The 25,921-nt window shown below is 69.7% G+C and carries 24 protein-coding genes; 11 read left to right on the top strand and 13 right to left on the bottom strand.

Translation table 11 applies throughout. The annotated features are described in order from the left end of the window. The first annotated feature begins 102 nt into the window (after positions 1–102). A complete protein-coding gene (locus tag AC0IY0_RS09690; protein WP_419829546.1) occupies positions 103–948 on the top strand; it encodes an FkbM family methyltransferase in 846 nt (281 codons plus the stop codon). On the opposite strand, the gene sfsA is transcribed toward AC0IY0_RS09690, so the two are convergent. Next, the gene (sfsA, locus tag AC0IY0_RS09685) at positions 935–1,648 is read right to left on the bottom strand and encodes a DNA/RNA nuclease SfsA (protein WP_471763692.1); all 714 of its coding nucleotides are present in this window, start codon (positions 1,646–1,648) and stop codon (positions 935–937) included. The genes AC0IY0_RS09690 and sfsA overlap by 14 nt on opposite strands. Positions 1,649–1,813: 165 nt before the next feature. Between sfsA and AC0IY0_RS09680 the strand changes: the two genes are divergently transcribed. After that, positions 1,814–2,554 (top strand): competence/damage-inducible protein A, encoded by a 741-nt coding sequence (locus AC0IY0_RS09680; protein ID WP_471763691.1) that lies wholly within the window; start codon positions 1,814–1,816, stop codon positions 2,552–2,554. Between the two features lie 41 nt (positions 2,555–2,595). Next, positions 2,596–3,465 carry a formate/nitrite transporter family protein gene (locus AC0IY0_RS09675; RefSeq protein ID WP_147905748.1) on the top strand — a complete coding sequence of 290 codons (870 nt, stop codon included), beginning with the start codon at positions 2,596–2,598 and terminating at the stop codon, positions 3,463–3,465. Positions 3,466–3,518: 53 nt separating this feature from the next. Here AC0IY0_RS09675 and AC0IY0_RS09670 read toward each other — a convergent pair whose 3' ends face one another. Then, positions 3,519–4,799 carry an NAD(P)/FAD-dependent oxidoreductase gene (locus AC0IY0_RS09670; protein WP_471763690.1) on the bottom strand — a complete coding sequence of 427 codons (1,281 nt, stop codon included), beginning with the start codon at positions 4,797–4,799 and terminating at the stop codon, positions 3,519–3,521. 365 nt (positions 4,800–5,164) lie between these two features. On the opposite strand from AC0IY0_RS09670, the gene AC0IY0_RS09665 reads away from it, so the two are divergent. Both AC0IY0_RS09665 and AC0IY0_RS09660 read left to right on the top strand, forming a co-directional pair. Continuing rightward, a complete protein-coding gene (locus AC0IY0_RS09665; protein ID WP_471763689.1) occupies positions 5,165–7,087 on the top strand; it encodes a Hint domain-containing protein in 1,923 nt (640 codons plus the stop codon). A 23-nt stretch (positions 7,088–7,110) separates the two neighbouring features. After that, positions 7,111–7,434: a hypothetical protein gene (locus AC0IY0_RS09660; protein WP_471763688.1), complete on the top strand. Its 324-nt coding sequence runs from the start codon at positions 7,111–7,113 to the stop codon at positions 7,432–7,434. A gap of 114 nt (positions 7,435–7,548) precedes the next feature. On the opposite strand, the gene AC0IY0_RS09655 is transcribed toward AC0IY0_RS09660, so the two are convergent. The 7 genes from AC0IY0_RS09655 to AC0IY0_RS09625 form a co-directional block, all read right to left on the bottom strand. Then, positions 7,549–8,034: a F0F1 ATP synthase subunit B family protein gene (locus tag AC0IY0_RS09655; RefSeq protein ID WP_187193699.1), complete on the bottom strand. Its 486-nt coding sequence runs from the start codon at positions 8,032–8,034 to the stop codon at positions 7,549–7,551. 16 nt (positions 8,035–8,050) lie between these two features. Beyond that, positions 8,051–8,629, bottom strand: a complete 579-nt coding sequence (locus tag AC0IY0_RS09650) for a F0F1 ATP synthase subunit B family protein (RefSeq protein WP_471763687.1) — start codon at positions 8,627–8,629, stop codon at positions 8,051–8,053. A 149-nt stretch (positions 8,630–8,778) separates the two neighbouring features. After that, on the bottom strand, positions 8,779–9,006 hold the full coding sequence (locus AC0IY0_RS09645; protein ID WP_007566773.1) for a F0F1 ATP synthase subunit C: 228 nt from the start codon (positions 9,004–9,006) through the stop codon (positions 8,779–8,781). Between the two features lie 107 nt (positions 9,007–9,113). Then, the gene (locus AC0IY0_RS09640; protein ID WP_147905754.1) at positions 9,114–9,869 is read right to left on the bottom strand and encodes a F0F1 ATP synthase subunit A; all 756 of its coding nucleotides are present in this window, start codon (positions 9,867–9,869) and stop codon (positions 9,114–9,116) included. A gap of 73 nt (positions 9,870–9,942) precedes the next feature. Next, the gene (locus AC0IY0_RS09635; protein ID WP_147938091.1) at positions 9,943–10,317 is read right to left on the bottom strand and encodes an AtpZ/AtpI family protein; all 375 of its coding nucleotides are present in this window, start codon (positions 10,315–10,317) and stop codon (positions 9,943–9,945) included. A gap of 188 nt (positions 10,318–10,505) precedes the next feature. Next, the gene (locus AC0IY0_RS09630; protein WP_147938092.1) at positions 10,506–11,150 is read right to left on the bottom strand and encodes a DsbA family protein; all 645 of its coding nucleotides are present in this window, start codon (positions 11,148–11,150) and stop codon (positions 10,506–10,508) included. Between the two features lie 115 nt (positions 11,151–11,265). Next, the gene (locus AC0IY0_RS09625) at positions 11,266–11,748 is read right to left on the bottom strand and encodes a DUF721 domain-containing protein (protein WP_147905819.1); all 483 of its coding nucleotides are present in this window, start codon (positions 11,746–11,748) and stop codon (positions 11,266–11,268) included. Positions 11,749–11,875: 127 nt separating this feature from the next. On the opposite strand from AC0IY0_RS09625, the gene mutY reads away from it, so the two are divergent. Continuing rightward, a complete protein-coding gene (gene mutY / locus AC0IY0_RS09620) occupies positions 11,876–13,216 on the top strand; it encodes an A/G-specific adenine glycosylase (RefSeq protein ID WP_147938093.1) in 1,341 nt (446 codons plus the stop codon). A gap of 66 nt (positions 13,217–13,282) precedes the next feature. Here mutY and AC0IY0_RS09615 read toward each other — a convergent pair whose 3' ends face one another. Then, complete coding sequence (locus tag AC0IY0_RS09615) at positions 13,283–14,389, bottom strand: site-specific DNA-methyltransferase (protein ID WP_147905758.1); 1,107 nt, start codon at positions 14,387–14,389, stop codon at positions 13,283–13,285. A 658-nt stretch (positions 14,390–15,047) separates the two neighbouring features. Between AC0IY0_RS09615 and AC0IY0_RS09610 the strand changes: the two genes are divergently transcribed. From AC0IY0_RS09610 to AC0IY0_RS09595, 4 genes are all read left to right on the top strand, one after another. Next, positions 15,048–15,398 carry a septal ring lytic transglycosylase RlpA family protein gene (locus AC0IY0_RS09610; protein WP_147896292.1) on the top strand — a complete coding sequence of 117 codons (351 nt, stop codon included), beginning with the start codon at positions 15,048–15,050 and terminating at the stop codon, positions 15,396–15,398. Between the two features lie 119 nt (positions 15,399–15,517). Further along, a complete protein-coding gene (locus tag AC0IY0_RS09605) occupies positions 15,518–15,832 on the top strand; it encodes a polyhydroxyalkanoic acid system family protein (RefSeq protein WP_147854969.1) in 315 nt (104 codons plus the stop codon). 80 nt (positions 15,833–15,912) lie between these two features. Then, on the top strand, positions 15,913–16,149 hold the full coding sequence (locus tag AC0IY0_RS09600) for a hypothetical protein (RefSeq protein ID WP_471763686.1): 237 nt from the start codon (positions 15,913–15,915) through the stop codon (positions 16,147–16,149). 71 nt (positions 16,150–16,220) lie between these two features. Further along, positions 16,221–18,023, top strand: coding sequence for an ABC-F family ATP-binding cassette domain-containing protein (locus AC0IY0_RS09595; RefSeq protein ID WP_471763685.1), 1,803 nt, complete (start codon positions 16,221–16,223; stop codon positions 18,021–18,023). Between the two features lie 70 nt (positions 18,024–18,093). Here AC0IY0_RS09595 and AC0IY0_RS09590 read toward each other — a convergent pair whose 3' ends face one another. After that, the gene (locus AC0IY0_RS09590; protein ID WP_471763684.1) at positions 18,094–18,834 is read right to left on the bottom strand and encodes a glyoxalase superfamily protein; all 741 of its coding nucleotides are present in this window, start codon (positions 18,832–18,834) and stop codon (positions 18,094–18,096) included. 477 nt (positions 18,835–19,311) lie between these two features. Between AC0IY0_RS09590 and AC0IY0_RS09585 the strand changes: the two genes are divergently transcribed. Beyond that, positions 19,312–20,802 (top strand): carboxypeptidase M32, encoded by a 1,491-nt coding sequence (locus AC0IY0_RS09585; protein ID WP_471763683.1) that lies wholly within the window; start codon positions 19,312–19,314, stop codon positions 20,800–20,802. Positions 20,803–21,108: 306 nt separating this feature from the next. Here AC0IY0_RS09585 and AC0IY0_RS09580 read toward each other — a convergent pair whose 3' ends face one another. Both AC0IY0_RS09580 and AC0IY0_RS09575 read right to left on the bottom strand, forming a co-directional pair. Beyond that, complete coding sequence (locus AC0IY0_RS09580; protein WP_471763682.1) at positions 21,109–24,585, bottom strand: ATP-binding protein; 3,477 nt, start codon at positions 24,583–24,585, stop codon at positions 21,109–21,111. Between the two features lie 10 nt (positions 24,586–24,595). Next, positions 24,596–25,834, bottom strand: coding sequence for a metallophosphoesterase family protein (locus tag AC0IY0_RS09575; protein ID WP_147905764.1), 1,239 nt, complete (start codon positions 25,832–25,834; stop codon positions 24,596–24,598). Positions 25,835–25,921: the final 87 nt, after the last annotated feature.

Here is a 25,921-nt window from a genome sequence, read left to right as displayed (position 1 = left end):
GCCGTCGAAGCTCGGCCTCCGCTTAGACCACAGGGCCGCGCGGGGGCAACGCGGATCGCTCCGCTTGCGGGGGAGGGCGCCGGCTGGCACACCGCCCCGGCTATGACCGATCCCAAGCCCTACGGCACCTACGAACCGGCCGGCCTCGTGGCGGCGATCACCCGCCGGACCAACCGGATCCCGGCCGAGTCCTGGTATGGGCGGCGCCTAGCGCTGTTCCTGCGCCGGATCGCGATCTCGCGACTGGGCGGCAAGCCCCTCGACGTGACCCGCTACGGCGCCCGGATGCGCCTGCACCCCTACAACAACAACTGCGAGAAGAAGGTGCTGTTCACGCCGCAATTCTTCGATCCGCAGGAGCGTGCGCTGCTGCAGGACCGCCTGCCGAAGGACTGCGTCTTCCTGGATATCGGCGCCAACATCGGCGCCTACGCCCTGTGCGTCGCGGCGTTCTCGGGGCCGGCCGCCCGGATCGTCGCAGTCGAGCCCCAACCCGACGTATTCGAGCGCCTCACCTACAACATCGCCCAGAACCCGTTCCACACCGTCAAGGCGGTCGCCTGCGCGGTGGCCGACAAGGCGGGCGAGCTGACCCTGTTCATCGACCCGCGCAACCGCGGCGAGTCGAGCTTGCGGATCGTCGGCACCAACGAGGGCGCCCGGATCACCGTGCCGGCGGTGCCGCTCATCGACCTCCTACGAACCGAAGGCCTGACCCGGGTCGATGCCATCAAGCTCGACGTCGAGGGCGCCGAGGACCTGATCCTGGAGCCGTTCCTGCGCGAGGCGCCGGAAGCGCTGCTCCCCCGCATCCTGCTCATCGAGAACGGCACCGGCCAGTGGCAGATCGACCTGCCCAAGCACCTGGAGAGGTTGGGCTATCGCGAGATCTCGCGCTCCCGGCTGAACCTGATGTTCGAGCGCCAGGCACCGGTCAGGGCGGCGTGATCACCGGGATCTCGTCGGTCACGGCGACCCCCGCGGGGCTCACCGCGCAGCGATAGGCATGGACCGCGACGCCGGCCGCGCGGGCGTCGCGGAACGCCCGGTCGAAGGCCGGGTCGATGTCCCGCGCGACGTCGAACGCCTCCGCGTGCATCTGCACCACGATGATCACCATCGCCCGGCCGCCATCCACGACCACCTGGGCCAAATCGCGCATGTGCCGGGCGCTGCGGGCGGCGATGCAATCCGGAAATTCCGCAAGGCCCGCCCGGCGCATCAGGTGGCAGTTCTTGACCTCGACGTGGCAGGGCCCGGTGGCCGCGCCGCTCGCGAGGAAATCGACGCGGCTGGCCTTCGCGTAGCGGACTTCCGGACGGAAGACGTCGTGCCCGGCGAGTGAGGCGATCACGCCGGCGCGAAACGCCTCGGCCACCAGGGCGTTCGGGCGCAGGGTGTTGATGCCCACCCATTGCGTCCCGCCCGGCAGGTCGGCCTCCACCAATTCCCAGGTCAGCGGCAGCTTGCGCGCGGGATTGCTCGAGCGGGAGAGCAGGACCGGCCGTCCCGGCACGTTGAGGCCCAGCATCGCACCGGGATTGGGGCAATGCGCGGTGACGAGGCCGTCGTCGGTTTCGATGTCGGCGAGGAAGCGCTTGTAGCGCCGCACCAGCAGACCGGGCGCGAGCGGCGCAGCGAACAGCATCGGGGGGATATCTCCGGGTTCGTGTGGTCCGGGCCGGCGGACGCGCTATCTGCAGAACATCCACCGCCAAAGGTGTCACCGCTGCGGCGGCGAGACCGATGCGCGCGGGATACCGTCGGCCGGACCGCAATCCGGCCTCGACCTGCTCCTCGCCGACAGAGTTCCATGGACCAGCCTTCCGATCCGATCACGGCCGCGATCCTCGTCATCGGCGACGAGATCCTATCGGGGCGTACCAAGGACAAGAACATCGGCACCATCGCCGATTTCCTCACCGCCGCCGGGATCGACCTGCGCGAGGTGCGGATCGTGCCCGACGAGGCCGCGATGATCGTGGAGGCGGTGAACGTCCTGCGGGCGCGCTACACCTACCTGTTCACCACCGGGGGGATCGGGCCCACCCACGACGACATCACCGCCGATTGCGTCGCCCAGGCCTTCGGGGTCGGCATCGACATCGACGAGCGGGCGCGGGCGATGCTGCTGGAACGCCACAAGCTCGAGGACCTGAACGAGGCCCGCCTGCGCATGGCGAGGATCCCGTTCGGCGCCGACCTGATCCCCAATGCGGTGTCGAAGGCCCCGGGCTTCCGCATCGGCAACGTCCACGTCATGGCCGGGGTGCCGAGCATCATGCAGGCCATGCTCGATGCCGTCGCGCCGACGCTGAAAGGCGGTGCCGCGATGATCTCCGAGACCATCGAGGCCGTCGGGCTTCCCGAGGGTCAGTACGCGAGCGAGCTCGGCGAGATCGCCCGGGCCCGGCCGGCCGTGTCGATCGGCTCCTACCCGGCGCTGACGCCGGAGGGATTCCGCAACCGGATCGTGGTGCGCAGCCGGGATGCGCAGGCCCTGACGGAGGCGAAGGCGGCGGTCGAAGCGCTCGTGGCGCGGCTCACGAACTGACACTCTCACGTTCGGTCGCGTGGCGTCAGGGAGCTGAACGGATGATCCAAGATCAGAGGGACCGGGCCGACAAGGAGGCGCGGCGCGACGAGTTGCTGAAGGAGGTGTCCGAGATCGGCCGCCCCGACGCCTACGTGCTGCACGAGGTGATCCGTCTGGAGGGCGACGAGGAGTTGCGCCGCCACGGCATCGCCCTGTTCCTCTCCGCCTTCGCCGCGGGCCTCAGCATCGCGCTGTCGCTGATCGTGCCGGGCGTGCTCAAGAGCCACCTGCCGGAGGCCGACTGGGCCAAGATCGTGACTACGATGGGTTACGCGGTGGGCTTCCTGGTCGTGGTGCTGGGGCGCCAGCAGCTGTTCACCGAGAACACCATCACTCCGATCCTGCCGCTGCTGCACGACCGGACGGTGAAGACCGCCTTCCGGGTGGTGCGGCTCTGGCTGATCGTCCTATGCGGCAACATCCTGGGGACGCTTGCCATCGCCGCGGTGCTCGCCGGCGCCGGCGCGTTCGAGCCGCCGGTGCTCAAGGCCTTCGCGGAGATCAGCCACGACGCCATCGCGCACGGGTTCTGGGCCACCTTCGTGAAGGCGGTGTTCGCCGGCTGGATGATCGCCCTGATGGTCTGGTTCCTGCCGGCCACCGGCAGCGCGGCGCCGATCGTGATCCTGCTGATGACCTGGCTGGTCTCGCTCTGCGGGCTCGCCCACATCGTCGCCGGCTCCGTAGAAGCCTTCTACCTGCTGATCACCGGCGCGGCCTCGCTCGAAGATTACGGGTACCGGTTCTTCCTGCCGACGCTGCTCGGCAACGTCTTCGGCGGCGTCACCCTGGTGGCGGTGTTGAACTACGGCCAGGTCGCCCCGCAGGTCGAGGAGACCAAAGAGGTCGAGGGCGACCGCCCCGACTGACCGGACGCGCTTGCTGACGCCGAACCGGTCTCCAGTTCGCGCGTGCCTAGGGGCTAATCGAGGCTCACCGGCGGGCTGATCAGGTGGTCGAGGTCATCGAGGATCCAGGTCATCGTCCCACGGAGGGGGCCGTACAGGCCGATCTGGTGCTGCCGGTACAGCAGGTCGTGCGTGAGCCGCGCCGAGAGGCCGTTCAGCCGGCCGCCCCCGAACGTGTAGCGCCCCAGGGTGCCCCATCCGTTGAAATCGGCCAGCGAGACGATGGCGCCCTTCTCGACATACTGGAACGGCGGCAGCTCGGTCGCGACGGTGTCGCCCCGGGCCAGCGCCCGACCGAGGTGGGACGCGAGGTGCTGCGCCTGCTGCCGCGCCGCCTGGGCCGTGGCCGGCACGGGTTTACCGGTCTTGCGGTCAACGAGGCTGGCGCAATCCCCGAGCGCGACGATCGCCGGGTCCCGGGTCGTGCGCAGGTCGGAGCCGACCGTGAGCTGGCCGGTCCGCGACCGCTCCAGCCCCTCGACGGCACCGAGCACGTCCGGGGCCTTCACGCCGGCGGCCCAGACCTTCAACCCAGCCGAGATGCGGCTGCCATCCCGTAGGGTGAAGCCAGATGCGTCCGCGCCCGTCACCATGGCGCCGGTCCGTACCTCCACGGCAAGATCCGACAGGGTCCGGGCGGCGGCCCGGGAGACCCGCTCCGGGAACGCTGGAAGGAGGCGCGGACCGCTCTCGATGAGGGTCAGGCGCAGCCGGCGCGGCAGATCCGGCGAGCCGTAATCCGACGCCAGGTTGATGGCGTGCTTCAGCTCCGCGGCCAGTTCGACACCGGTGGCGCCGCCGCCGACGATGGCGATCTCGAGCCAGTCGGGACTGTCGAGCCGGGCCAGCAGGTGGCGCCGCAGGTGCCGGTGGAACGATTCCGCCTCGGTGAGGTCATCGATGGTCAGGCAGTGCTCGGCGACGCCGGGGGTTCCGAAATCGTTGGCCCTGCTGCCGATGGCGAGGACCAGGAGATCGTAGTCGAGATCGACGTCCGGCCGCCCCTGCGCCGCCTCGACCGCGAGGCGCACCCGGCGGGTCGCGCGGTCGATCCCAATCAGGGTCCCGGGCTGGAACCGGAAGCCGTTCCGGCGCGCCTGCGCGAAGAAATCAACCTTCTGCCGATCGGGCCGGGCGGTGCCGGCGGCGAAGGTATGAAGCATCGGCTTCCAGACATGTGACAGGCTGCGATCGGCGAGCACGATTTCGGCTTTGCCACCGCGGCCGAGGCTGGTGGCCACCTCGATTCCCGCAACCCCACCACCGACGATCACGATCCGCGCCTTGTCCGCCATGCCGTCTCCCGGAACTTCCGTTCCCGGTGAACGCAGTCCCGGCGTCGATGTTCGCAACCTGCTGTCCGGACATACCGTGCCGTCAGTCGTCTCAGCGCGGACTTCACGGTCGACAAGAGACCGTCGGCGTTGGATCGACGAACCCGGTGTCGTCGGTTGGCATCCGGATCATTGCGGCACCACCCGGAACAGCCGCGCCAACGCAGATCCCCGGTCGGGTCGCGGCCCGGCGTCAGAAGCCTCTTATCGACGCGCCGAAGACAATGTGTAACGCTTCGTTTACCATTTAATCATTGTTAATGACCAATGATTGACGCCGAGATTAGCGTTTAATAGCGGACAATCTGACTAAAAGGGGCGGCTGAATGGTTGATCTGTCCGGCTATCGGCTGACGTTCGACGACGAGTTCAACAGCCGCAGCATCTCTTCGAACGGGGCCGGGACCACCTACGCGGACATCCGCGCCGAATGGCGAACGGCCGACGGCAAAGCTGATGTCGGCTTCGGGCGTTCATCCTTCGTGGATCCGTCGTCAGGCTACGATCCGTTCAGCGTCCAGAACGGCACGCTCTCGATCACGGCCGTGCCCGACCGAACCGCGTCGGGCGTTCCAGGCAGCTGGGAATCGGGCCTGATCACCACGCAGGGCAACTTCTCGCAGACCTACGGCTACTTCGAGATCCGGGCTGATTTCTCCAACGATTCGAATGCCTGGGACGCGTTCTGGCTGCTGCCGAACCAGCAGAGTCCGACGTCGAGCGCAACCAATGGTCACCAGGAACTGGACGTCGTCGAGCATTATGGCAACGACGACCGGAGCGTCTACAGCACGATCCACACGACCGATCCGCAGAACGGCATACCCTGGCAGACCAATCGGCAAGTCGTCACCGGCCTCAACAATCCATCCGGCTATCACACCTACGGGATGAATTGGCAGGCGGACAAGATCAGCTTCTACGTCGACGGCCAGCTGACCGGATCGCAGATCACGCCGTCGGATCTACACAGCCCGATGTATCTGCTCGCCGATTTGGCGGTCCGGAGCGAAGGGACCGCCACGGGAAGCCCGATCACATCGAACATCGATTACATCCGGGTCTACTCCAACAGCACGAACGCGGTCGCGGTCCCTCAGGGCCGGGTTTCGTCTCCGGATGGGTACGATCCGGGCCTCTACGGAGCCGCCGCCGCCCGTTCGGTCGCGCCGATAGCGGTCGGGTCGTCACCCATCCGGGGAGGGGCAGCCGCGTCGTCATCCGTGTCAGGTCCCGCAGCATCGTCGCCGACATCCGGCGCGGCGACATCATCGCCCGCGACAGGTGCGGCCGCGGCGCCGTCCGGCACGGAGGCCACGCCCGGATCGTCGCCATCCGCCACTCCGGCGCCGTGCTACTGCACCGGCACCCGCATCCTGACCGAACGCGGTGAGGTCGCAGTCGAGAATCTCCGAGTCGGGCAGCGGGTGGTGACCGCCTCCGGGCCGCTTCGGCCGATCCGCTGGATCGGCACGCGCCGCTATCCCGGCTCGACCGCTCCGCGAGCGGACCGGCCCGTCCGCATCACGGCGGGTGCCCTGGCGGACGGCATACCGTTCCGGGACCTCTGGGTCTCGCCGGACCATGCGCTCCATCTGGACGGCCTGCTCGTCGCCGCGGGCCATCTCGTCAACGGCCGGTCCATCACGCGCGGTGAGGCGGTGGCCGACCTGACCTACTGGCATATCGAACTCGACGCGCATGACCTGCTGCTGGCCGAGGGAGCACCGGCCGAGAGTTTCTTCCCTGCAGCCGGCCTGCGGGCGCGGTTCGACGGCGGCATGGGCTGGCCGGGAACGCGTCCGACAGCCGCGCCCTATGCCGAGCGCGTGGAGGATGGTCCGACCCTCACGGCGCTGGCCCGTCGCCTGATCCAACGGGCCGGCCTGTCGGTGAACGAGCCGGGTTTCGGTGATCTCCGAGGCAGCCTGGATTTGTGCGAGGTCCGGAACGGCGACCTGCGCGTCGCCGGTTGGGCACAGGATGCCGAGCATCCGAGTGGACCGGTCTGCCTGGATGTCCTCTTGGACGGCGCCGTGGTCGCCATGACGCTGGCGGAGATCGATCGGCCCGATCTCGGTGCGGCCGCGATCGGGGAGGGGCGGCACGGGTTCGACCTGGGTCTCGACGTGCCGCTCGCGGTCGGCGTCTTCCAAACCGTATCGGTGCGTCGCTCGGCCGACGGAGCCAAGATCGGGGCCATGCGGCTCGATGCAACGGGTGAATGGAGTCGGGCGCAGGTCGCCTGATTTCGGAAAGCGACACCATGACGATGCGCGGCAGTATCGACGTGCTCAGCCATCGCCGCATCGTCGGCTGGGCGTGGGAGATGGATGCTCCGGACGTTCCGGTCGCCATCCTGGTGGCGGTCGACCGGCGCGTCCTCGGACGCTGCCGGGCCGACCTGTTCCGCGAGGATCTCGCCATCGAAGGTATCGGCACGGGCCGATGCGGTTTCGCGCTGGACCTCCCGGTCGGGCTGCTCTCTCCGCGCCAGGATTACGCGATCAGCGTGCGGCGGGAGGGCGACGGCGCGCACCTGCCGGGCTCACCCTACGTGCTCCCGGCAACGCTTCGGATCGTCCCCACGCCGTGACGTCCCTGCCACACCGCCGTCGGGACCGGGTCGCGGCCGGGAACCGGCATCCGTGGCAATCAAACGAAAAAAGCCGCCCGGAGGCGGCTTCTCGTCGGCGTGGACCCTTCGGAATCAGGACCGCAGGCGGGTCCGAACTTCGCCGAGGCTGGCGCGAATCAGGCCCTGCGCGGCATCGCCCTGCATCCGCTCGCGCAGGATGGTCTCGGAGACCTTCACGGCCGCATCGGCTGCCGCCGCCCGGACCTGGGCTTCGGCCTGCACCTCAGCCTGCGCGATCTTGGTCTCGGCGGCCTTGGTGCGCCGGGCCAGGAAGTCGTCCAGCTTGCGATGGCCTTCCTCGGCGGCGCGCTTGGCCTCCTCGCGGGCACTGGCGATGATCGACTCGGCCTCCTTCTCGGCCTCGGCGCGACGGCGCTTGTAGTCGGCCAGCACGGTGGCGGCCTCCTCGCGCAGGCGCTTGGCCTCGTCGAGCTCGTGGCGGACGCGGGTGGCGCGACCGTCGAGGCCCTTCGTCATGGTCGAGAAGGCGCCGGCCTTCCAGGCGATCCCCATGAAGATCACGAACGCGACGGCGACCCAGAATTCGGCTTCGAGCAGCATCGTGGGTTCCCGTTCAGTGTGCGGTGGCGTCGAGGGCGCGGTCGAGGGTCGCCGGATCGGGCGCCTGGCCCGTCAGGCGCTCCACGATCGCCACCGCGGTCTCGCCGGCGATGCTGCGGACGTTGCCCATCGCAGCCTCGGTCCGCGTGCGGATCGTCGCCTCGGCGGACGAGAGCTTCGTGTTCAGGTCGGCTTCGAGCGCCTTGCGCTTGGCATCGGCCTCGGCGGCCAGCGCGTTCCGGGTGGTCTGGGCGATGTCGCGGGCTTTGCCCTGCGCATCGCGAAGCGCGGTCTCGTAGGCCAGACCGGCGGCATCGGCCTCGGACTTCATGGCCTGGGCCTGGTCGAGATCGGTCCGCAGGCGCTCGGCGCGAGCGTGCAGGATCGCCTGGATCCGCGGCAGCGCAACCTTATCCATGAGGTAATAGAGGAGACCGAAGGCCAGCGCGAGCCAGATTAGCTGCGACAGGAACCCGGAGGTCTCGAAGGGCGGGAAGGCACCGCTATGCGCTTCCGTGTGCTCGACATGGCCGGGCACGAGCTGCGTGTCGGCGCCCGGGGGCGGCGTGGTGAGGGGATTCGGCTGCGCCATGAGACCGCTACACTGACACCGTTCGCACAGGTCACCGCCGACGCGGTGACGGAAGAAGGCGGACGCCTCGTTCGCGAAGCGTCCACCCGTTGGTCGGGCGGTGAGAGCCCGGTGGAGGCCGCGGTGTCCGCGGCCCCCGAGCGCGTCGATCAGACGGCGAAGAGCAGCAGCAGCGCGATGAGCAGCGAGAAGATGCCCAGCGCCTCGGTCAGGGCGAAGCCCAGGAGCAGCGTGGCGCGCTGGCCGTCGGCCGCGGAGGGGTTGCGAAGGGCGCCGGCGAGGAACTGACCGAACAGGTTGCCGAGGCCGATGCCTGCACCCGCCATGCCAAGGCAGGCGAGGCCGGCGCCGATGTACTTCGCAGCGACGGGATCCATGATAACTCCTGAGGTCTCTTCAGATCGAAACGTGCGGTGACGTTCGCGGCGGGTGGAGCCGGCCAAGTCCGGAGGCCGGGGTGAAGCTGAGCGGCCTGGGCGTGCGCCTAGTGGCCGGGGTGGAGAGCGTCGTTGAGGTAGATCGCCGTCAGCGTCGCGAAGACGTAGGCCTGAAGCGCCGCAACGAGGAACTCGAGAGCGGTCAGCGCGATCGTCAGGAACAGCGGGAGGGGCGATAGCACGCTCCAGGCCCCTGCGAGAAGAAGCTGGACCACGAAGAACGCGAAGATCTTCATCGCGATGTGGCCGGCGAGCACGTTCGCGAACAGACGCACCGACAGGCTGATCGGCCGCGAGATGAACGAGATGATCTCGATCGGCACCAGGATCGCCAGCAGCGGCTTCGGCACGCCCGACGGCACGAACAGCCCGAAGAAGTGGGTGCCGTGCTTCATGACGCCGAAGATCACCACGACGGAGATCACCAGGGCGGCGAGGCCGAAGGTGATGACCAGGTGGCTGGTCACGGCGAACGCGTACGGGATCATCCCGAACAGGTTCAGGATCAGCACGAACATGAACAGGGAGAACACAAGCGGCATGAACCGCTTGCCGCCGTCGCCGGTCGCCTGGTGGAGCGTGTCGGCGATGAACTCGTAGAAGATCTCGGCCAGCGACTGCATCCGCCCCGGAACCACCGAGCGCGATGCCGTCGCCACGATCGTGATCAGGGCGATCACGCCGACGGCGGCGAACATGTACAGGGCGGATTGCGTGAACGCGAGTTGCTGATGGCCGATATGGCCGAGCGATACGAGCGGCTTCAGCTCGAACTGATGGATCGGGTCGATCGTGACCGCCATTCCCGCTTCCGCCCCTCTTGATCCGGCGCATCGACAGCGTCGATCGCCTCAAACCCCTATCGACCGGCGCGCCTTATGGCTCCTGCCGATCGCCTCGTCCGGGACGCGCGCCGGCAAAACCAGACACCCGCATCACGTTGTAGATCCCCGCCACGAACCCCAGCATGAGGAGGACGATCAGGCCCCAGGGTTTCGTCCCGAAGACATGATCGACGATCCAGCCGAGTATGCCCCCCGCGATCACGCCTGCGACGAACTCCGTGGAGATCGTCATGGCCTGACCGAGCGAGGAGGGCCCGGTACCCCGAGGCCGCAAGGAAGGATCGGGAGCGGCCTGCGGACGCTTCCGTTCGATCTGCGTCTCGAGACGTCTGAGCCTCGCGGAGAGTTCGCTGTCCGTCGGCGTTCCCGCGGTCTCTTTCCCGTCCCTGGAATCGTCGCCGCTCACGGCTGAAACTCACAGGGCGGGAGGATCTGAAACCGGCTGGACGCCCCCATCAAGCGGGCGCACCATAGTTTCGCCTATCTTGGGTGTCAAGGCGACGTCGATACATAGTAAGTACTTGATCTTTATGTTGTTTTCAGGTTTTAGCCCTGGCTCTGCGGTGGTGCTTCGCGCATCGACCGCCGCGACGATCAGGCACCGATGATCGGCTTGATGACCTTCTCCATGCCGTCGATCGTCATCTCGCCGGTGTAGCGCTCGCCGTTGATGAAGAAGGTCGGCGTGGAATCGACCTTCATCACGTCCAGCCCGCGCTGCTTCACGGCGTTGACCGCACCGTAGACCTTCTGGTCCTTCAGGCAGGCCTCGAACGTCTCCTTGGTGTAGCCGGCCTGACGGAGCATCTGCTCGAGCGCGTCGACGGGCTTCTGGGTGAAGGCCCAGGCCGGCTGCTGGTCGAACAGCAGGTCGGTGATCGGGTAATACTTGGCCTCGCCCTGGCAGCGCGCCAGCATGAACGCTGCGGTGGCCAGCGGGTCGAGGGGGAATTCGCGCAGAGTGAAGCGCACCTTGCCGGTATCGATGTAGCGCTCCTTGAGCACCGGCCAGGTGGTGCGATGGAACGCGGCGCAGTGCGAGCAGGTCATCGAGGCGTATTCGATGATCGTGCACTTGGCATCGGCCGGGCCGAGCCAGACGTCGCCGAGCGGGCCCGGCTGCATCAGGGCGGCCAGATCGGCGTTCTGCGCCCAGGCCGAGCGGGCCAGGTAAGGCAGGGCCAATCCGGCGCCGAGCGCGAGGCCGGTGAACTTGAGAGCGTCGCGTCGCGTGGTCATGGGCAGGCTCCGCCGGATCTGGTTGGTCTTGGCGTTTTTATCTTGGCGTCCCGATGCGGGTACTCGGGCGCGGCTTTCCTGGCAAGATGACGCAATCGCCGCTGAAACCGGCAGGTCAGCGCTCCGGCCGCGTGGCCACCGCGGCGATCCCGAGGCGGTCCAGGGCGGCGCGTAACCCGTCATCTTCGATCCCGGCCACCGCGCGCTTCACCTCCACGGCCCGGGACGGGTCGATACCGGTGCGCGGCGCCGGCCGGCCGCCGCGGCCGACCCGGTCCTGCTGCAGCACGATGCGCGAGACGCAGGCCCAGCCGTAATGCGCGTTGATGCGCTGGATCACCACAGGCGCGAGATGCTGGAGCTCGATCGCGAAGACGCCCTCGACCCGGACCACGAGCGTGCCGGATTCCGGCGCGTCGGCCTCCTTGCGGCGGCGCTTGGGCCATTCGAGCTTCGAGGGCCGGCAATAGCGGGCCAGCCGCTCGCCGACGATTTCCGGCCAGGCCGCCAGGATATCGGTGGACGCGAAGCCCTGCGCCGCGAAGGCGGGCCCGATGCAGCTCTCGATCAGCTCGGCCAGCGGTTTGACGCGCGCCATGGTGCTCTGGGCCTCGCCCCCGGATGAATCGCATCACGGTAGCGCAGCTTCGTTTAAGAAGGGAGCACCGCCCCGGTGCCGGGCGGGCCTATGATCGCCCGGTCCCTCCGGGTATGCAGCCTGGCCCATGCCGACCTGTTCAGCCACGGATTCCGGGTCCGCTCCCGGACCACGCGCCGACGACCTGCTCGCCTGGTACGACCGGCACCGGCGGGTCCTGCCGTGGCGCGCGCTCGCCGGCGAGGTGCCCGATCCCTACCGGGTCTGGCTCTCCGAGGTGATGCTGCAGCAGACCACGATCGCGGCGGTGCGCCCGTATTTCGAGCGCTTCCTGACGCGCTTCCCCGACGTGAATGCGCTGGCCGGAGCCCCCGAGGAGGCGGTGATGTCGGCCTGGGCCGGGCTCGGCTACTATTCCCGGGCCCGCAACCTCCACGCCTGCGCCAAAACCGTCGCGGCGGCGGGCCGCTTCCCCAACACGGCCGAGGGCCTCCGCAAGCTCCCGGGCATCGGCGCCTACACGGCCGGAGCGATCGCCGCGATCGCGTTCGAGCGGGCGGAGGCCGCGGTCGACGGCAATGTCGAGCGGGTGCTGAGCCGGGTGTTCGCCGTGGAGGCGCCGCTGCCCGGCAGCCGCCCGGAGATCCGTCGGCTGACCCAGGCCCTGGTGCCGCACGACCGGCCCGGCGACTTCGCGCAGGCGCTCATGGATCTCGGCGCGACGATCTGCACGCCCAAGCGCCCCGCATGCGCGCTCTGCCCGTGGATGCGGCCCTGCGAGGCCCGGGCACGCGGCACGCAGGACACGTTCCCGCGCAAGATCAAGGTTGCGAAAGGGGCGCTGCGCCGCGGCGCAGCCTTCGTGGCGATTCGCAGCGGCGACGAGGCGGTACTGCTGCGGACGCGTCCGCCGGAGGGTTTGCTCGGCACCATGGCCGAGCCGCCCGGCAGCGCCTGGGAACCGGATTACGACGTCGCCGCGGCCCTGCTGGACGCGCCGATCGACGCTCGCTGGAAGCGGCTGCCGGGTCTGGTGCGGCACGGCTTCACGCACTTCCCGCTGGAGTTGACCGTGTTCGCGGCCCGGGTCGCGCTCTCGACCCCGACGCCGCCGGGCATGCGCTTCACCCCGCGCAGCGCGCTGGACGACGAGCCGCTGCCAGGCCTGATGCGCAAGGTGCTGGCCCACGCCTTCGACCCGAAGCCGGAGCCCGAGAAGAAGCCGCGCGGCCGCCCCAAGAAGGAGCCACCGGCGATGCCGCTGCTCGCGGCCATGGAGGCGCCGATCTCGATGGCCGATCCGGAGCCCCGGCCGAGCGTGCGCGCAGTCCCCAAGCCCCGGCCGAAACCGGCACCGGAGCCACCGCCGGACACGGACGACTTCTTGGATGGCGAGCCGGAGGCGCCTGTTGCGCCGGTGCGCGCGCGATCGACGCCGCGCCGACCGGGCGCCGCGCGGCGCCGCTAGTTCCAAAGGAAGCGGGATCCCAGAGGGCTCGGCCCTTTGGGATCCCAGGACCGATACGGGGAGGGCTCAGCCGTTCGCCATCGCCTGCCGCAGGCCGGCCCGGTAGCTGTCGATCACCAACGGCTTGCCCGAACGCTCGACGTGCCAGAAGGTCCAGCCGTTGCAGGCCGGAAGACCCTGGACCAGGGCGCCAATCTTGTGGATCGAGCCGATGACCAGGCCGTTGTCGAGCTGGCCGTCCGGACGCACCGTGGCGCGGAAGCGGCGCCGCTCGTCGGTGACGATCTCGCCCGCGCGGATATGCCCGGCCTCGATCACCGAGAGGAACGGCACCCGCGGCTCGGCGCGCTTGGTCGGCGCCACCATCAGGGCGGCCTTCGACAGCGGCTGGACGGCGGCGATCCGCTCCATGGCGGCCTTCGCGTAGGTGGCCTCGCGCTCGATGCCGATGAAGCGGCGGCCGAGGCGCTTGGCGACGGCACCGGTGGTGCCGGTGCCGAAGAACGGGTCGAGCACCACGTCGCCGGGATTGGTCGCCGCCATCAGGGTGCGGGCGAGCAGCGCTTCGGGCTTCTGCGTCGGATGGACCTTGTGGCCCTCCGCATCCTTCAGCCGCTCCTCGCCGGTGCAGAGGGGGATGAACCAGTCCGAGCGCATCTGGAGGTCTTCGTTGCCTCCCTTCAGCGCGTCGTAGTGGAAGGTGTAGCCTTTCGAATCCGCCGAGCGCGAGGCCCAGATCAGGGTCTCGTGGGCATTGGTGAAGCGCTTGCCGCGGAAGTTCGGCATCGGGTTGGCCTTGCGCCACACGATGTCGTTGAGGATCCAGTAACCGAGATCCTGCAACGCGCTCCCGACCCGGAAGATGTTGTGGTACGACCCGATCACCCAGAGGGTCGCGTTCGGCTTCATCACGCGGCGACAGGCGGCGAGCCATTCGCGGGTGAAGCTGTCGTAGGCTTCGAAGGTCGCGAACTTGTCCCAGTCGTCGTCGACCGCGTCGACACGGCTCTGGTCCGGACGCAGCAGGCCGGCCTCGCCGAGCTGCAGGTTGTAGGGTGGGTCGGCGAACACGCAGTCGACGCTCGAAGCCGGCAGCGCGTTCATGGCCGAGATGCAATCCCCGACCAGAACTTGGTCAAGGGGAAGGGGACGCTGGGCGGGTACGAGACCCATCCGTGGCGCCGATGCGGGCCGCCCGGCACGCGAGACCTGTTTCCGGGCGACGGCATCGGCAGCCACGGTACGCGGGGAAGCCATGGCAAACACCGGTTACGCGACTGACCGGCAGACCATGCGTCGGACACGGTAAAGGCCGGGTTTTCGGATTCTTCCGCCGCGCGTCCCGTTCTGGGGCTGCATTTTTTGCCTAGCGCCCGATCCGCCAGTCTTTCAGCAGAGAAAGCCAGCCATCGACGCGTGCCTACAGGCGCGTCGTCAATTGCTGGGGCTGGGCTTTGCTGACGGAGTGCGGGTACCGAACGGCCCATTCTTACTCCGGCGTTCCGAACGACAATTGTCACGTCCGAATGACGCTCGCGTCCAACTGAGCGGGATACAGGGTCACACCCCACGCAGGGCTTAGGAATTCGAGCTCATCGTAGGATCGTTGCGGCATCCGCGATCAGAACTTACCGATTACCGCGAACGACTGTCGTGTCTACAAATCGAAGACCTCCGAGAAATATTGAGATACAAAAAGTAATGTAATCTGCATGACCAGCTGAAAACCGGCTAAAATGTGACCCGCAGCAGGCCGGAAAGGCCGCCTTATTCCGGTCGATTTCTGAAACGACTTGCGCCGTCCCGGAAACAACAAGGGAATGCGGGAAGAATGACATCTGGTTTCGGTAAGTTCGTGGCCACCGTTGGAATGCTGTCTGCCATCGTCGGAACGACCCTCCCGGCTGCCGCCCAGAGCGGCGGGGCCTCCTGGTACGGGAGCGGCCATCGCACCGCGAACGGTGAGCGTTTCAACCCCAACGGACTGACCGCTGCCCATCGCAGCCTGCCGTTCGGAACCCGGGTCCGCGTGGAGAACCGCAGGACCGGCCGCTCGGTGGTGGTGCGCATCAACGACCGCGGCCCATTCGTGCGCGGCCGGATCATCGATCTCTCGCGGGGCTCGGCGCGTGCCCTCGGCATGGGCGGCACGAGCTACGTCTCGCTTCAAGTCCTGAACTGAAGATCCGGCGTTGACGGCTTGCAGGACGAGCCTGTCCTGAAGCCCTGCGGCCTCCCGACGTTGTCTGCGGCATCGGGAGGCCCCATGTGCTGCGAAAGCAGTCCGGACCCAGCCGCCCCATGCCCAAACCCCTGATCGTCGACATCCCGCACGACCTCGGCCGCGACGAGGCCAAGCGGCGCCTCGAGCACGGCACCGATCAGGCGCGGGCCTTCCTGGCCAAGAGCGGCGTCAGCGTGGACCAGCTCGCCTGGACGGGCGACCGCCTCGATTTCGGGGTCTCGGCGATGACCCAGAAGATCGGCGGCACTATCGATGTCGGCCCCGAGAGCGTGCGCCTCGAGGTGAAGCTGCCGTTCCTGCTGGCGTTGTTCGCCGAGAAGATTCAGAAGGTGGCGAGCAAGGAGGGCAATCTCCTCCTCACCAAGAAGTAGCACGCCGGAACCGGAGCGGCAGGCCCTCGTTTCCGCCCGAACGGTGCAGCCCAGCACCGCGGGCCATCTGGAGGACAGCCGTGCCAGACTTCACCCTCGCCGATCCCGGCCAAGTGCCCGAGGTTCCGCCGCAGCCCACGCCGGTGCCGGACGCTCCCTACGAGCCGCCGCAGGCCCCGACGCAGCCGCCCGGTCCCGAGATCCCCGGGAACACCCCGGCCGAGGCGCCCGGCATCCAGCCGCCGGAGATCCCGGTGAACGATCCCGGCCCGCCGGAGATCAGCCCGCCCACTGGGCCGGCCAACCCGACCGCCTGAGCGCGTGTGCCGCCCCGCCCCGCGGGGCGGCACCGTTTGAACCGGAAGCCCGGCGCTGCCATAAGCCCGGTATGGCCGCTCCCCCGCTTCTGACCCTCCAGGATATCGCGCTCACTTTCGGCGGCACCCCGCTGATCAACCGCGCGGACCTGACCATCTCCCCCGGCGAGCGGACCTGCCTGGTCGGGCGGAACGGCTCCGGCAAGTCGACGCTGATGAAGATCGCCGCCGGCTTGGTCGAGCCGGACAAGGGGCGGTTGTTCCTGCAGCCCGGGACCACGATCCGCTACCTGGCCCAGGAGCCGGATTTCTCGGGCTTCTCGACCACCCTCGATTTCGTCGAGGCCGGGTTGCCGCCGGGCGAATCGACCTATCGCGCCAAGTACTTGCTGGAAAGCCTCGGGATGACCGGGGCGGAGGATCCGGCCAAGCTCTCGGGCGGAGAGGGCCGGCGCACGGCGCTGGCCCAGGCGCTGGCGCCGGAGCCCGACGTGCTGCTCCTCGACGAGCCGACCAACCATCTCGACCTTCCGGCGATCGAGTGGCTCGAAGCGGAGCTGCGCGGCACCCGCGCCGCCATGGTCCTGATCAGCCACGACCGGCGGTTTCTCTCCGCGCTGTCCCGGGCCACGATCTGGCTGGACCGCGGGGAAACGCGCCGGATCGAGCAGGGATTCTCGAATTTCGAGGCCTGGCGCGACGCCTTCTTCGAAGAGGAGGAGCGCGACCAGCACAAGCTCGACCGCAAGATCGTCGCGGAGGAGCATTGGCTGCGCTACGGCGTCACCGCGCGGCGCAAGCGAAACGTCCGCCGCCTCGGCAACTTGCACGAGCTTCGCCAGAACCGCCGCGAGGTCCGCCGCCCGGTCGGCAGCGTCAGCATGCAGGCCTCGGAGGCCGAATCCTCCGGCAGCCTCGTGGTCGAGGCCCGGGACATCGCGAAGGCCTACGGCGAGCGGACCATCGTGGACGGGCTGTCGCTGCGGGTGATGCGCGGCGACCGGCTCGGCATCGTCGGGGCCAACGGCGCCGGCAAGTCGACGCTGATCAACCTGCTGATGGGCCGCCTCGCCCCCGATTCGGGGCAGATCGTGCTCGGCACCAACCTGATGCCGGTGGTGCTCGATCAGGCGCGGGCCACGTTGGAGCCCGGGATGACCGTCACCGAGGTGCTGACCGGCGGCCGGGGCGACAGCGTCACGGTGAACGGCCAGAGCCGCCACGTCATCGGCTACCTCAAGGACTTCCTGTTCACCCCCGAGCAGGCCCGGACCCCGGTCTCTGTGCTGTCTGGCGGCGAGCGCAACCGGCTGTTGATCGCCCGCGCACTGGCGCAACCGGCCAACCTGCTGGTGCTGGACGAGCCGACCAACGACCTCGATCTCGAGACCCTGGACCTGCTGCAGGAGATGCTCGGCGACTACCAGGGCACGTTGATCCTGGTCAGCCACGACCGCGACTTCCTCGACCGGGTCGCCAGCAGCGTGCTGGTCTCCGAGGGGGCGGGCCGCTGGATGGAATATGCCGGCGGCTACAGCGACATGCTGGTCCAGCGCGGGCAGGGGGTCGAGGCCCGCACGGTCACGGCCAAGAAGGGGCCGCGCGAGCGCCAATCCGCCGCGCCGGCCCCGCAGGCCTCCGCCAAGCCGAAGCTCGGCTTCAAGGACCAGCACGAGTTGAAGACGCTCCCGGCCCGCATCGCGAAGCTGGAAGCGGCGATCGGCCAGCTCAAGACGGTGCTGGACGATGCCAACCTCTACGCCCGCGACCCGGCCCGGTTCGACAAGGCCACCGCCATGCTGGCCCAGGCCGAGACCGAGCTGTCGCAGGCGGAGGACCGCTGGCTGGAACTGGAGATGCTGCAGGCGGGGTGACAGCTGCACGGATGGCGCGCCGCTCTTGCCGAGGCCGCCATCCGCTTTTGCAGGACAATGCGCCTGCGCGTCAGGCGGCGGGATGCTGCAGTTCGGTGAAGTTCAGGTTCGTCGGCTGCGAGAGGTAGCGGTACGGCGGTTTGGGTTCGGACTCGTGGTCGGCGATCGTAAGCTCAAACCCGCCAGCCCAGACCGCGCCCGGCCCGCGTAGATAGAAACCGAAATGCAAGCTCTCGGCATCCTCCGGGACGTCCAGAACGATTGATCGCTCAGTCCATTCATGGGTGCCAGCGAGGGGACCATCGACCGTACGCTGCTCTAAATTGTTGAAGCCGAGCTGCTTCTTCCGCTCGCCGTCGATCCGGAACCAAATCGTCGCGGAATATGTGACGGCTTCAGTCCTCAGATCCGCCCTGAGCTTCACACGGTGGCCGCGAAACTCGTCTGCCAGCACGCTCTGCATCAGCGTCGCGAAGCCGAGGCCTTCCTCGGTGAACCCGTCCTCGCCGGTCTTCCGGCAGCGGATCAGCGCGGGGTGGCCGGAGCGATACCGCATCGCGGTATCGCGGCCGATGTCGTAGAAGCGCGGCTTCGACCCGGAGACGAACCATCCCGCAGGAAGGACGAGGTCCGACTTCGGTCCGGGCTCGGGTTTCGAGCTCAGCCGATCCGACAAGACGTTCCAGTTGTCGAGCCCGAATTGGCGCGCGACGATATCGAGGCATTCGCCGTGCGACAGCACGATGCTTCGCCGCGCGAGTTCGGCCGACAGCGATTTCGCCATGGCTTTGGAATCGCGAAAGGTGCGCATGAACCGTTCCCAGTCTGGGGCAGACCAGCGAAGTCAGTGCCTGCGTTGCTGACCGGTCTACCCGGGATCGGGATCGGAGCGGACGCAAGTGAGATGCATTCACCAAACCCTCTCGGGCGCAGGCGGCAGGCTGCATCGGCCTAGATCGAGTAAAATCGAGACACGCCGTCTCGTCAAGAGCAAGCAAGCAGTTACTCCAGGTTGCATGCTCGCATGCAAAAAAGCTTGTTCATACTCAATTATAGAACAGTAATTTTATAATTCATAATTCTTCCGAGATACATCTGAAACTGTCGGAATCCCTACCTTTGATGCAATAAAAATGCCCGGATCTAACATGTCTCGGGAAGTATGCCGTCGAAGCAGACACAAGAAGATGCTCGGCGGGCCGACGCAGTTGGGCTCGCTTTCTATCAAAATCGCGTATGGTTCGGTGGCCTTCGCGTGCCGACGAACCGATGGCCCCTCGGAGATCGCATGACCGCCTACCAGATCCTCGAACAGCGTTTCTCCCGCCTGGCGGCCCTGGAAGGGGCGGCCGGGATCCTCGGCTGGGATGCGCAGACGCTGATGCCCGACGGGGCGGCCGAGGCGCGGGGAGACCAGCTGGCGATCCTGCGCGGGATGGCGCACGAGATCCTGACGGCGCCCGAGACGCAGGGAGAGATCGACGCGGCCGAGGCGGCGGGCGGGCTCGATCCGTGGCCGGCCGCCAACCTGCGGGAGATGCGGCGGACCCAGGCCCACGGCGCCGCCGTGCCCCGGGATCTGGTCGAGGCCAGCTCGCGGGCGGTGTCCCGGTCGGAGATGGTCTGGCGGGAGGCGCGGCGTGACGCCGACTTCGCCCGGCTGGCGCCCTATCTGGAAGAAGTTCTGCGGCTCCAGCGCGAGATCGGGCAGGCCAAGGGTGCGGCGCTGGGGCTCGATCCCTACGACGCGCTGCTCGACAGCTACGATCCCGGGATGCGCCGATCGGTGATCGACCCGCTGTTTGCCGATCTCACGAGCTGGCTGCCGGACCTGATCGCCCGCGCCCGGGAGATTCAGGATTCCCGCCCGGCGCCGCTGCCCCTGGAAGGCCCGTTCGACGTCGGCACGCAGCGCGCCCTCGGCCTCAAGCTGATGAGCGCGCTCGGCTTCGATTTCAGCCGCGGCCGGCTCGACATAAGCCTGCATCCGTTCTGCGGGGGCGCCACCGACGACGTGCGCATCACCACGCGCTACGACGAAGCCGATTTCGGCCGCGCCCTGATGGGCGTGCTGCACGAGACCGGCCACGCCCTCTACGAGCAGGGCCGTCCCGCCGCGTGGCGGCACCAGCCGGTGGGGGCGGCCCGGGGCATGAGCCTTCACGAGAGCCAGTCGCTCATCGTCGAGATGCAGGCCTGCCGCAGCCGCGACTTCTTCACCTATCTGGCGCCGCTGCTGCGGGAGGCGTTCGGCCGCTCCGGGCCGGAATGGTCGCCGGAGAACCTGCACGCACTGAACACCCGGGTCCGGCCGGGCTTCATCCGGGTCGATGCCGACGAGGCGACCTACCCGGCCCATATCCTGCTGCGCTACCGGCTGGAGACCGCGATGATCGCGGGCGACCTCGCGGCGGCCGACCTGCCGGGCGCCTTCAACGACGGCCTGCGCGACCTCCTCGGCCTCACGGTCCCGGACGACCGCCTCGGCTGCCTGCAGGACATCCACTGGCCGAGCGGGGCGTTCGGCTACTTCCCGACCTACACGCTCGGCGCGCTCGCGGCGGCCCAGCTGTTCCGGGCGGCCCGCACCGCGGAGCCCGCCCTGCCGGGCTGCCTGGCCGAGGGCGACTTCGCGCCGCTGCGGACCTGGCTGCGGGCCAACGTGCACGAAGTGGGCAGCCTCCTCGGGACGGACGAGCTGTTGATCCGGGCGACGGGCGCGCCGCTCGGGACGACGGCGTTCCGGGCACATCTGGAAGCGCGGTATCTGGGCAGGTGAGGGCTGACTGGCCAAAGCAGGGCGTCTGTCCCGAGCGGAAGGGCGCGCAGACTTGGTGAAAGGCTGTTCCTGCGGCCGCCGAGGGTTCGCGAACCTCGCGCTCACCCGTCTCGTCATCCCGGGGCCACGCATGCGAGCCCGGGATCCATGACCGCCGACCGCTCAAGGACTTGCACCGTTGGCGGTTCTGGATTCGGGGCTCGCCTGCGGCGCCCTGGAAAGACGGGCAGGTCTATCCCACCGCTGTTGCGGCGGCTGTCGCCCAAGAGATGACGGGAGGCGGCGCTCCGCGGTCGGAACCGCCCCCTACAACTCCAAAACATCCACCGCGTCCCCCAGCCGGTCCTGGGCGATCTCGGCGACGTGACGGTGGTGGGTGAACAGGATCGGCTGGACGCTGGCACCGATCTCGGCCAGCGCGTCGAGGCCGTATCCAGTTCGCGCTTCGTCAAACGTCGAGAACAGATCGTCGCCGATGAAGGGGGCCGGCTCGGCGCGCCCGGCGTAATCCTCCAGGTAGGCGAGGCGCAGGGCGAGGTAGAGCTGGTCGCGGGTACCCTCGCTCATCCCCTCGATCCCGACCAGCCCGCCCCCCGCGCGCTGTCCGGCGAGCTTCGGGGTGTCGGCCTCGTCGTAGGTCTGGGCCAGCCCCGCGAAGCCACCGCCGGTGAGGGCGCGGAACAGGGCTCCGGCCCGCGCCACCAGGGGGTCCTGCTGGCCGGCCCGGTGCCGGGCCACCGCTTGGCCGAGCATCAGGCCGGCGAGCCGCAGCACCGCCCAGGAGCGGGACGCCGCCTGCAGATCCGCCTCGGCGGCCTTGCGCTCGGCGGCGGCCAGTTCGGCGCCGCTGCCGCCCTCCAGCTCCGCCCGGCGCCGCTCGGCGCGGTCGCGGTCGGCGTAGATGACCTGGCCGCGCTCCGCCTGCTCCTCGGCCTCCATGGCGAGGCGGGCGAGTTCCGCCTCGACCGCCTCCGGGGGCAAGGCGTCGAGGCCGGCGCGGATCTCGGCTTCCGGCAAACCGTCGGCGGCGCCCGCGAGGCTGCCACGCAGGCGCAGGCGCTCGGCCCGGAGCGACTCCCGGGTGTTCAGCCGCCCGAACACCACCTCGATCCCCGCGATGGGCGCGGCGGCGAGGTCCGGCATGGTCTGCGCAATCTGCCGGGTCAGCTCGGCCCGGGCGGCGGCGTGCAGCCCGGCTGCGGCCTGTGCCGCCTCCTCCGAATCCGCTAGGCGCCGGTCCAGCTCGGCACGGCGGGCCGCCCGGGCCTGGGTGGCGACCAGGCGGTCATGCAGCGTGCGGACGGCTGCGGTCGGCGACGTGCCGGCGAGGTCGGGGGCCAAGGCGTCGATCAAGGACGCGGCCGTGACCCGGAACGCCTCCCGATCGCGCCGCAGGCCCGTCGCCCGGCGCTGCAGGTCGGCGCGGGCCGTGAGGCGATCCGGAACGGCGCGCCACGCCTCCAGGGCGCTCTCGGCCTCCTCGGGACGGGCGCCCGCGGCGAGACCGAGGGGGCGCAGAGCCTCCGCCCACTCGGCCTGCCAGGCGGCCCGGCGGGCCTCGGTCTCGGCCAGGGCCGCATCGAGCCTCTGGGCGGTCGCCGCAGCCGCGCGGAGGAGGCCGGCGGTCTGAAGATTGGCCTCCCACCGGCTCGCCAGGGTGGCGACCCGCGTCTCCACCCGCTCGAGCGCCTGCCCGACCTCGAGATCGGGGGCTGGATCGAGGCCGGCCCGGGCGAACAGGCCGGCGAGCGGCACCCGGGCAGCCTCGATCCGGGCCGCTAGGCGGTCCCGCTCGATCCGCTGCTCGGCCAGGCGCTGCTCGGCCTCGATCAGGTTCTCGGTCTCCGTGAGCCAGGCCGCCATCTCGGCCGGCGGGCCGGGAACGAGGCCGGCAGGCCGCCACGCTTCGCGCCAGGCGGCCTCGCCCTCGGCGACGTCCTGGACGATCCCGGCGAGCACCCGATCCGCCGCCGCGCAGGCCGCGTCCTCGGCGGCCAGCCGGTCAAGGTCGGCGGCGTGGGCCGCGACCCGGGCGGCGTCGGCGGCGCGCGCGTCGGCCAGGCGGTCTGCCTCGAACAGGGCGCGCTCGTAGACCGCGATCGCACCGGGCCCGGCGGTGCGCCCGGCCGCGAGGGCGTCGCGCAGGAGCGCGAAGGCGGCATCGCGGGCCGTACGGGCGGCGTCGAGCCGCTCTTGGGTGGCGATCGGCCGGCCGGCCTCGCGCTCGCGCAGGCGGTCACGGGTGGAGGCAGCTTGGCTGTGCGCCGCGTCACGGCGGTCTGCAGCACGCTCGTGCTCGCGCCGCTTGCCGTCGAGCAGGGTGCGATAGCGTGCCACCGTGTCGGCGGCGGGCAGGGGCAGGCGGGCCAGAACGGCGGTGTCGGCCACCGGCGGCGACAACCGGCCGGCCTGGTTGCGCAAGAGCGCCGCTTCCCGCCGGATCGCGGTCTCCAGGGCCTCGTGGGCGGCGATGCGCTCGTGCAGCTTCGCGAGTGGCTTCAGGTCCTCGCGCAGCGGCGTCGGATCGTGGGTGGCGCCGGCCGCCTCGACCTCCCGGGCCAGCCGGTCGCGCTCGGCCCGGGCGGCGGCGCCGTCGCGGGCGATCTGCTCCTCGGCGGCGGCCAGCGTCCGGCCGTCGCGGATCAGGCGCTCGACCCGGGCGCGGGCGGCGTCGGTGGGCTGGCCGGCCTCCAGGGAAGCGAGGTCCGGGACGCCGATCCGGGCGCGCAGGCGCTCCAAGTCGAGTCCCACCTTGTGGGCGTCGCCCTCGATCCGGGGCAGGTCTGTGCCACCCTTCTCGAACTCCTTGGTTCCGCTGAACGCCGCCAGGATTTCTTCGGTGTGCAGGATCAGCGCCGCCTCTACGGGCACGGACTCGGCCTCGCCGCGTGCCCGGGTGAGGGCGGCGTCGGTCCGGGCCGCCTCGGCCTCGGCTTTGCGGCAGCTTTCGAGGGCGGCGCCCAGGCGCTCGATCCAAGCGGCATCCGCCTCGGCGAGGCCGGAATCGGCGGCGATCCGGTGATCCAGCACATCGATCTCGGCGACGATCGGCCGGGCGCGCTTGAGCCGCTCCAGCCGGGCGCGCTCGGTCGCGATGCGTTGCGTCTCGGCCCGGAGCCCATCGAGCTTCTCGGCGGCGGTGACGATCTCGTCGTTGAGCGCGCGCCAGTCCCCGGACCGCAGGCCCTTCTCGCGGATCGCCTTGCGGGCGGTCTCGTGACGCTCCAGTGCCTGGTAGAAGGTCCGGTGCTTGGCCTGCCGGGGTGCGAAGATGCCCTCGGCCTCGGCGTCCAGGGCGGATTGCAGCTCGGTGAGGCCGCGCAGGCCCGAGCCCGCCGCGAACAGGCTGGCGCCGACCTCGCCTTCGACATCCACCATCTCGCGCCCGCCCGCCCGGAGGCTTCCGGCATCCAACCCGAACGCGCGGCAGAACACCGTGCGGGAGATGCCGCCGAGGAACGACGCCAGGGCGTCGTCCGCCAGCGGCGCCTCGTCGGCGTCGATCAAGGTGCGGGTGTTGCCCTTGCGGCGGCGGAACGCCAGGCGGCGCCCGTCCGCGGCCTCGACCTCGGCGCCGAGGCGCAGCAGCGGCATGTCGTGCAGGAAGGCGTACCGGGTGGTTTTCTCGAAGCCGAACAGGAGGTCGGTCACCGCCGCGAGTGCCGTGCTCTTGCCGGCCTCGTTGGCGCCCAGCACCACGTGCAGGCGGGCGTCGGGCCGGAAACTCACGGTCCGGTCGGTGAAGGCGCCGTAGCGCTCCAGGGCGAGGCGGATCAGCCGCATGGTGCGCGCCTCAGCAATGCCGGCCGCCGAGGCGGCCCAGGATCAGCGCCTCCGCCTCGGCGCAGAGCGCGTCGAACTCGGCCTCCAGGTCGGCTTCGGCCGCCGCGGTGGCGGGCATCCGCGCGCCGATCTCGGCGAGGGCGGCCTTGGCGCGGGTGCGGAAATCCGGGTCGCGGTCGAGGTCCGCCAGCAAAGCCGCCGGGTCGATCGCCGCCCCGGAGGCGTCCACGGGAGCGCGCGGCCGGCGGGTCTCGATCTTCAGGCGCTCCAGCCAGATGTCCTCGTGCAGCCGGTGGGCGGCGGCCTGGATCTCGGCGGTGACGCCCTCGCGGTCGGCCGACAGCGCGTCGTGGGCCGGCGTCGTGCCGGTGAGGTGGACCCGCACCAGCACGAGGCGCCGCGCCGCCACCTCCGCCAGGGGCCGCAGGGCGGCCTCGACGAGGTCCAGCGCCGCGCTCGTGTCGGCGGCCGCGCCCAGGTCGACGGTGACCTGCTCGAAGCGCGCCCGGTCGAGGGGGAGGCGGCTGAGGCCGGTGACCCGCCCGTCCGCGACCTCGACCAGGACCGCGCCCTTCGCGCCGCATTCGCGCACGCTACGGCCTTGGATATTGCCGGGGAACACGATCCAGGGATCCCGGGACAGCTCGGCGTACTCGTGGATGTGGCCGAGCGCCCAGTACTCGTAGCCCCGCCCGGCCAGGTCGGCGATCGAGCAGGGCGCGTAGGTCTCGTGGGCGGCGTGGCCGGTGCAGGAAGTGTGGAGGATCCCGAGGTTGAACCAGCCGGGCAGGGCGGCCGGGTAGGTGAGCGACAGGTTCTCCTCCACGGCCCGGGCCTGGAAGCTGCGGCCATGCACGGCGACCCGCACGGCCTCGAGACGCAGGGTCTCGGCTCGGGCCGCCGGGAACACGTGCACCGAGGGCGGCAGGGTGATCGAGCGGGTGATCACGCTTTCGGCGTCGTGGTTGCCGCGGACCAGGAGGGTCGGGATGCCGGCCCGGTCGAGGCGCGCCACCTGCCGGGCGAAGAACAGCCCGATCGTGTTGTCGGCCCAGTCGCCATCGTAGATATCCCCGGCGACCACCACGAAGGCGACCCGCCGCTCGATCGCCTGCGTCACCAGATCCTCGAAAGCCTGCCGCCCGGCCGTGGCGAGACGCCGGGCGAGCTCCGCGTCCCGGGTCGCGAGGCCTGAGAGCGGGCTGCCGAGATGCAGGTCCGCCGCGTGGATGAAGCTGAAGCCCGACATCGGTCTCCGAGGCGCAATCGGTGAGCGGGGGTCTTAGGCCGCCGGGGCGTGCGGCCTCAAGCGTGGCGCTCCGATTGCTGCACAGGC

Source organism: Methylobacterium sp. AC315 (genome assembly GCF_979253755.1).
This window is presented reverse-complemented; position numbering and strand designations above follow the sequence as displayed.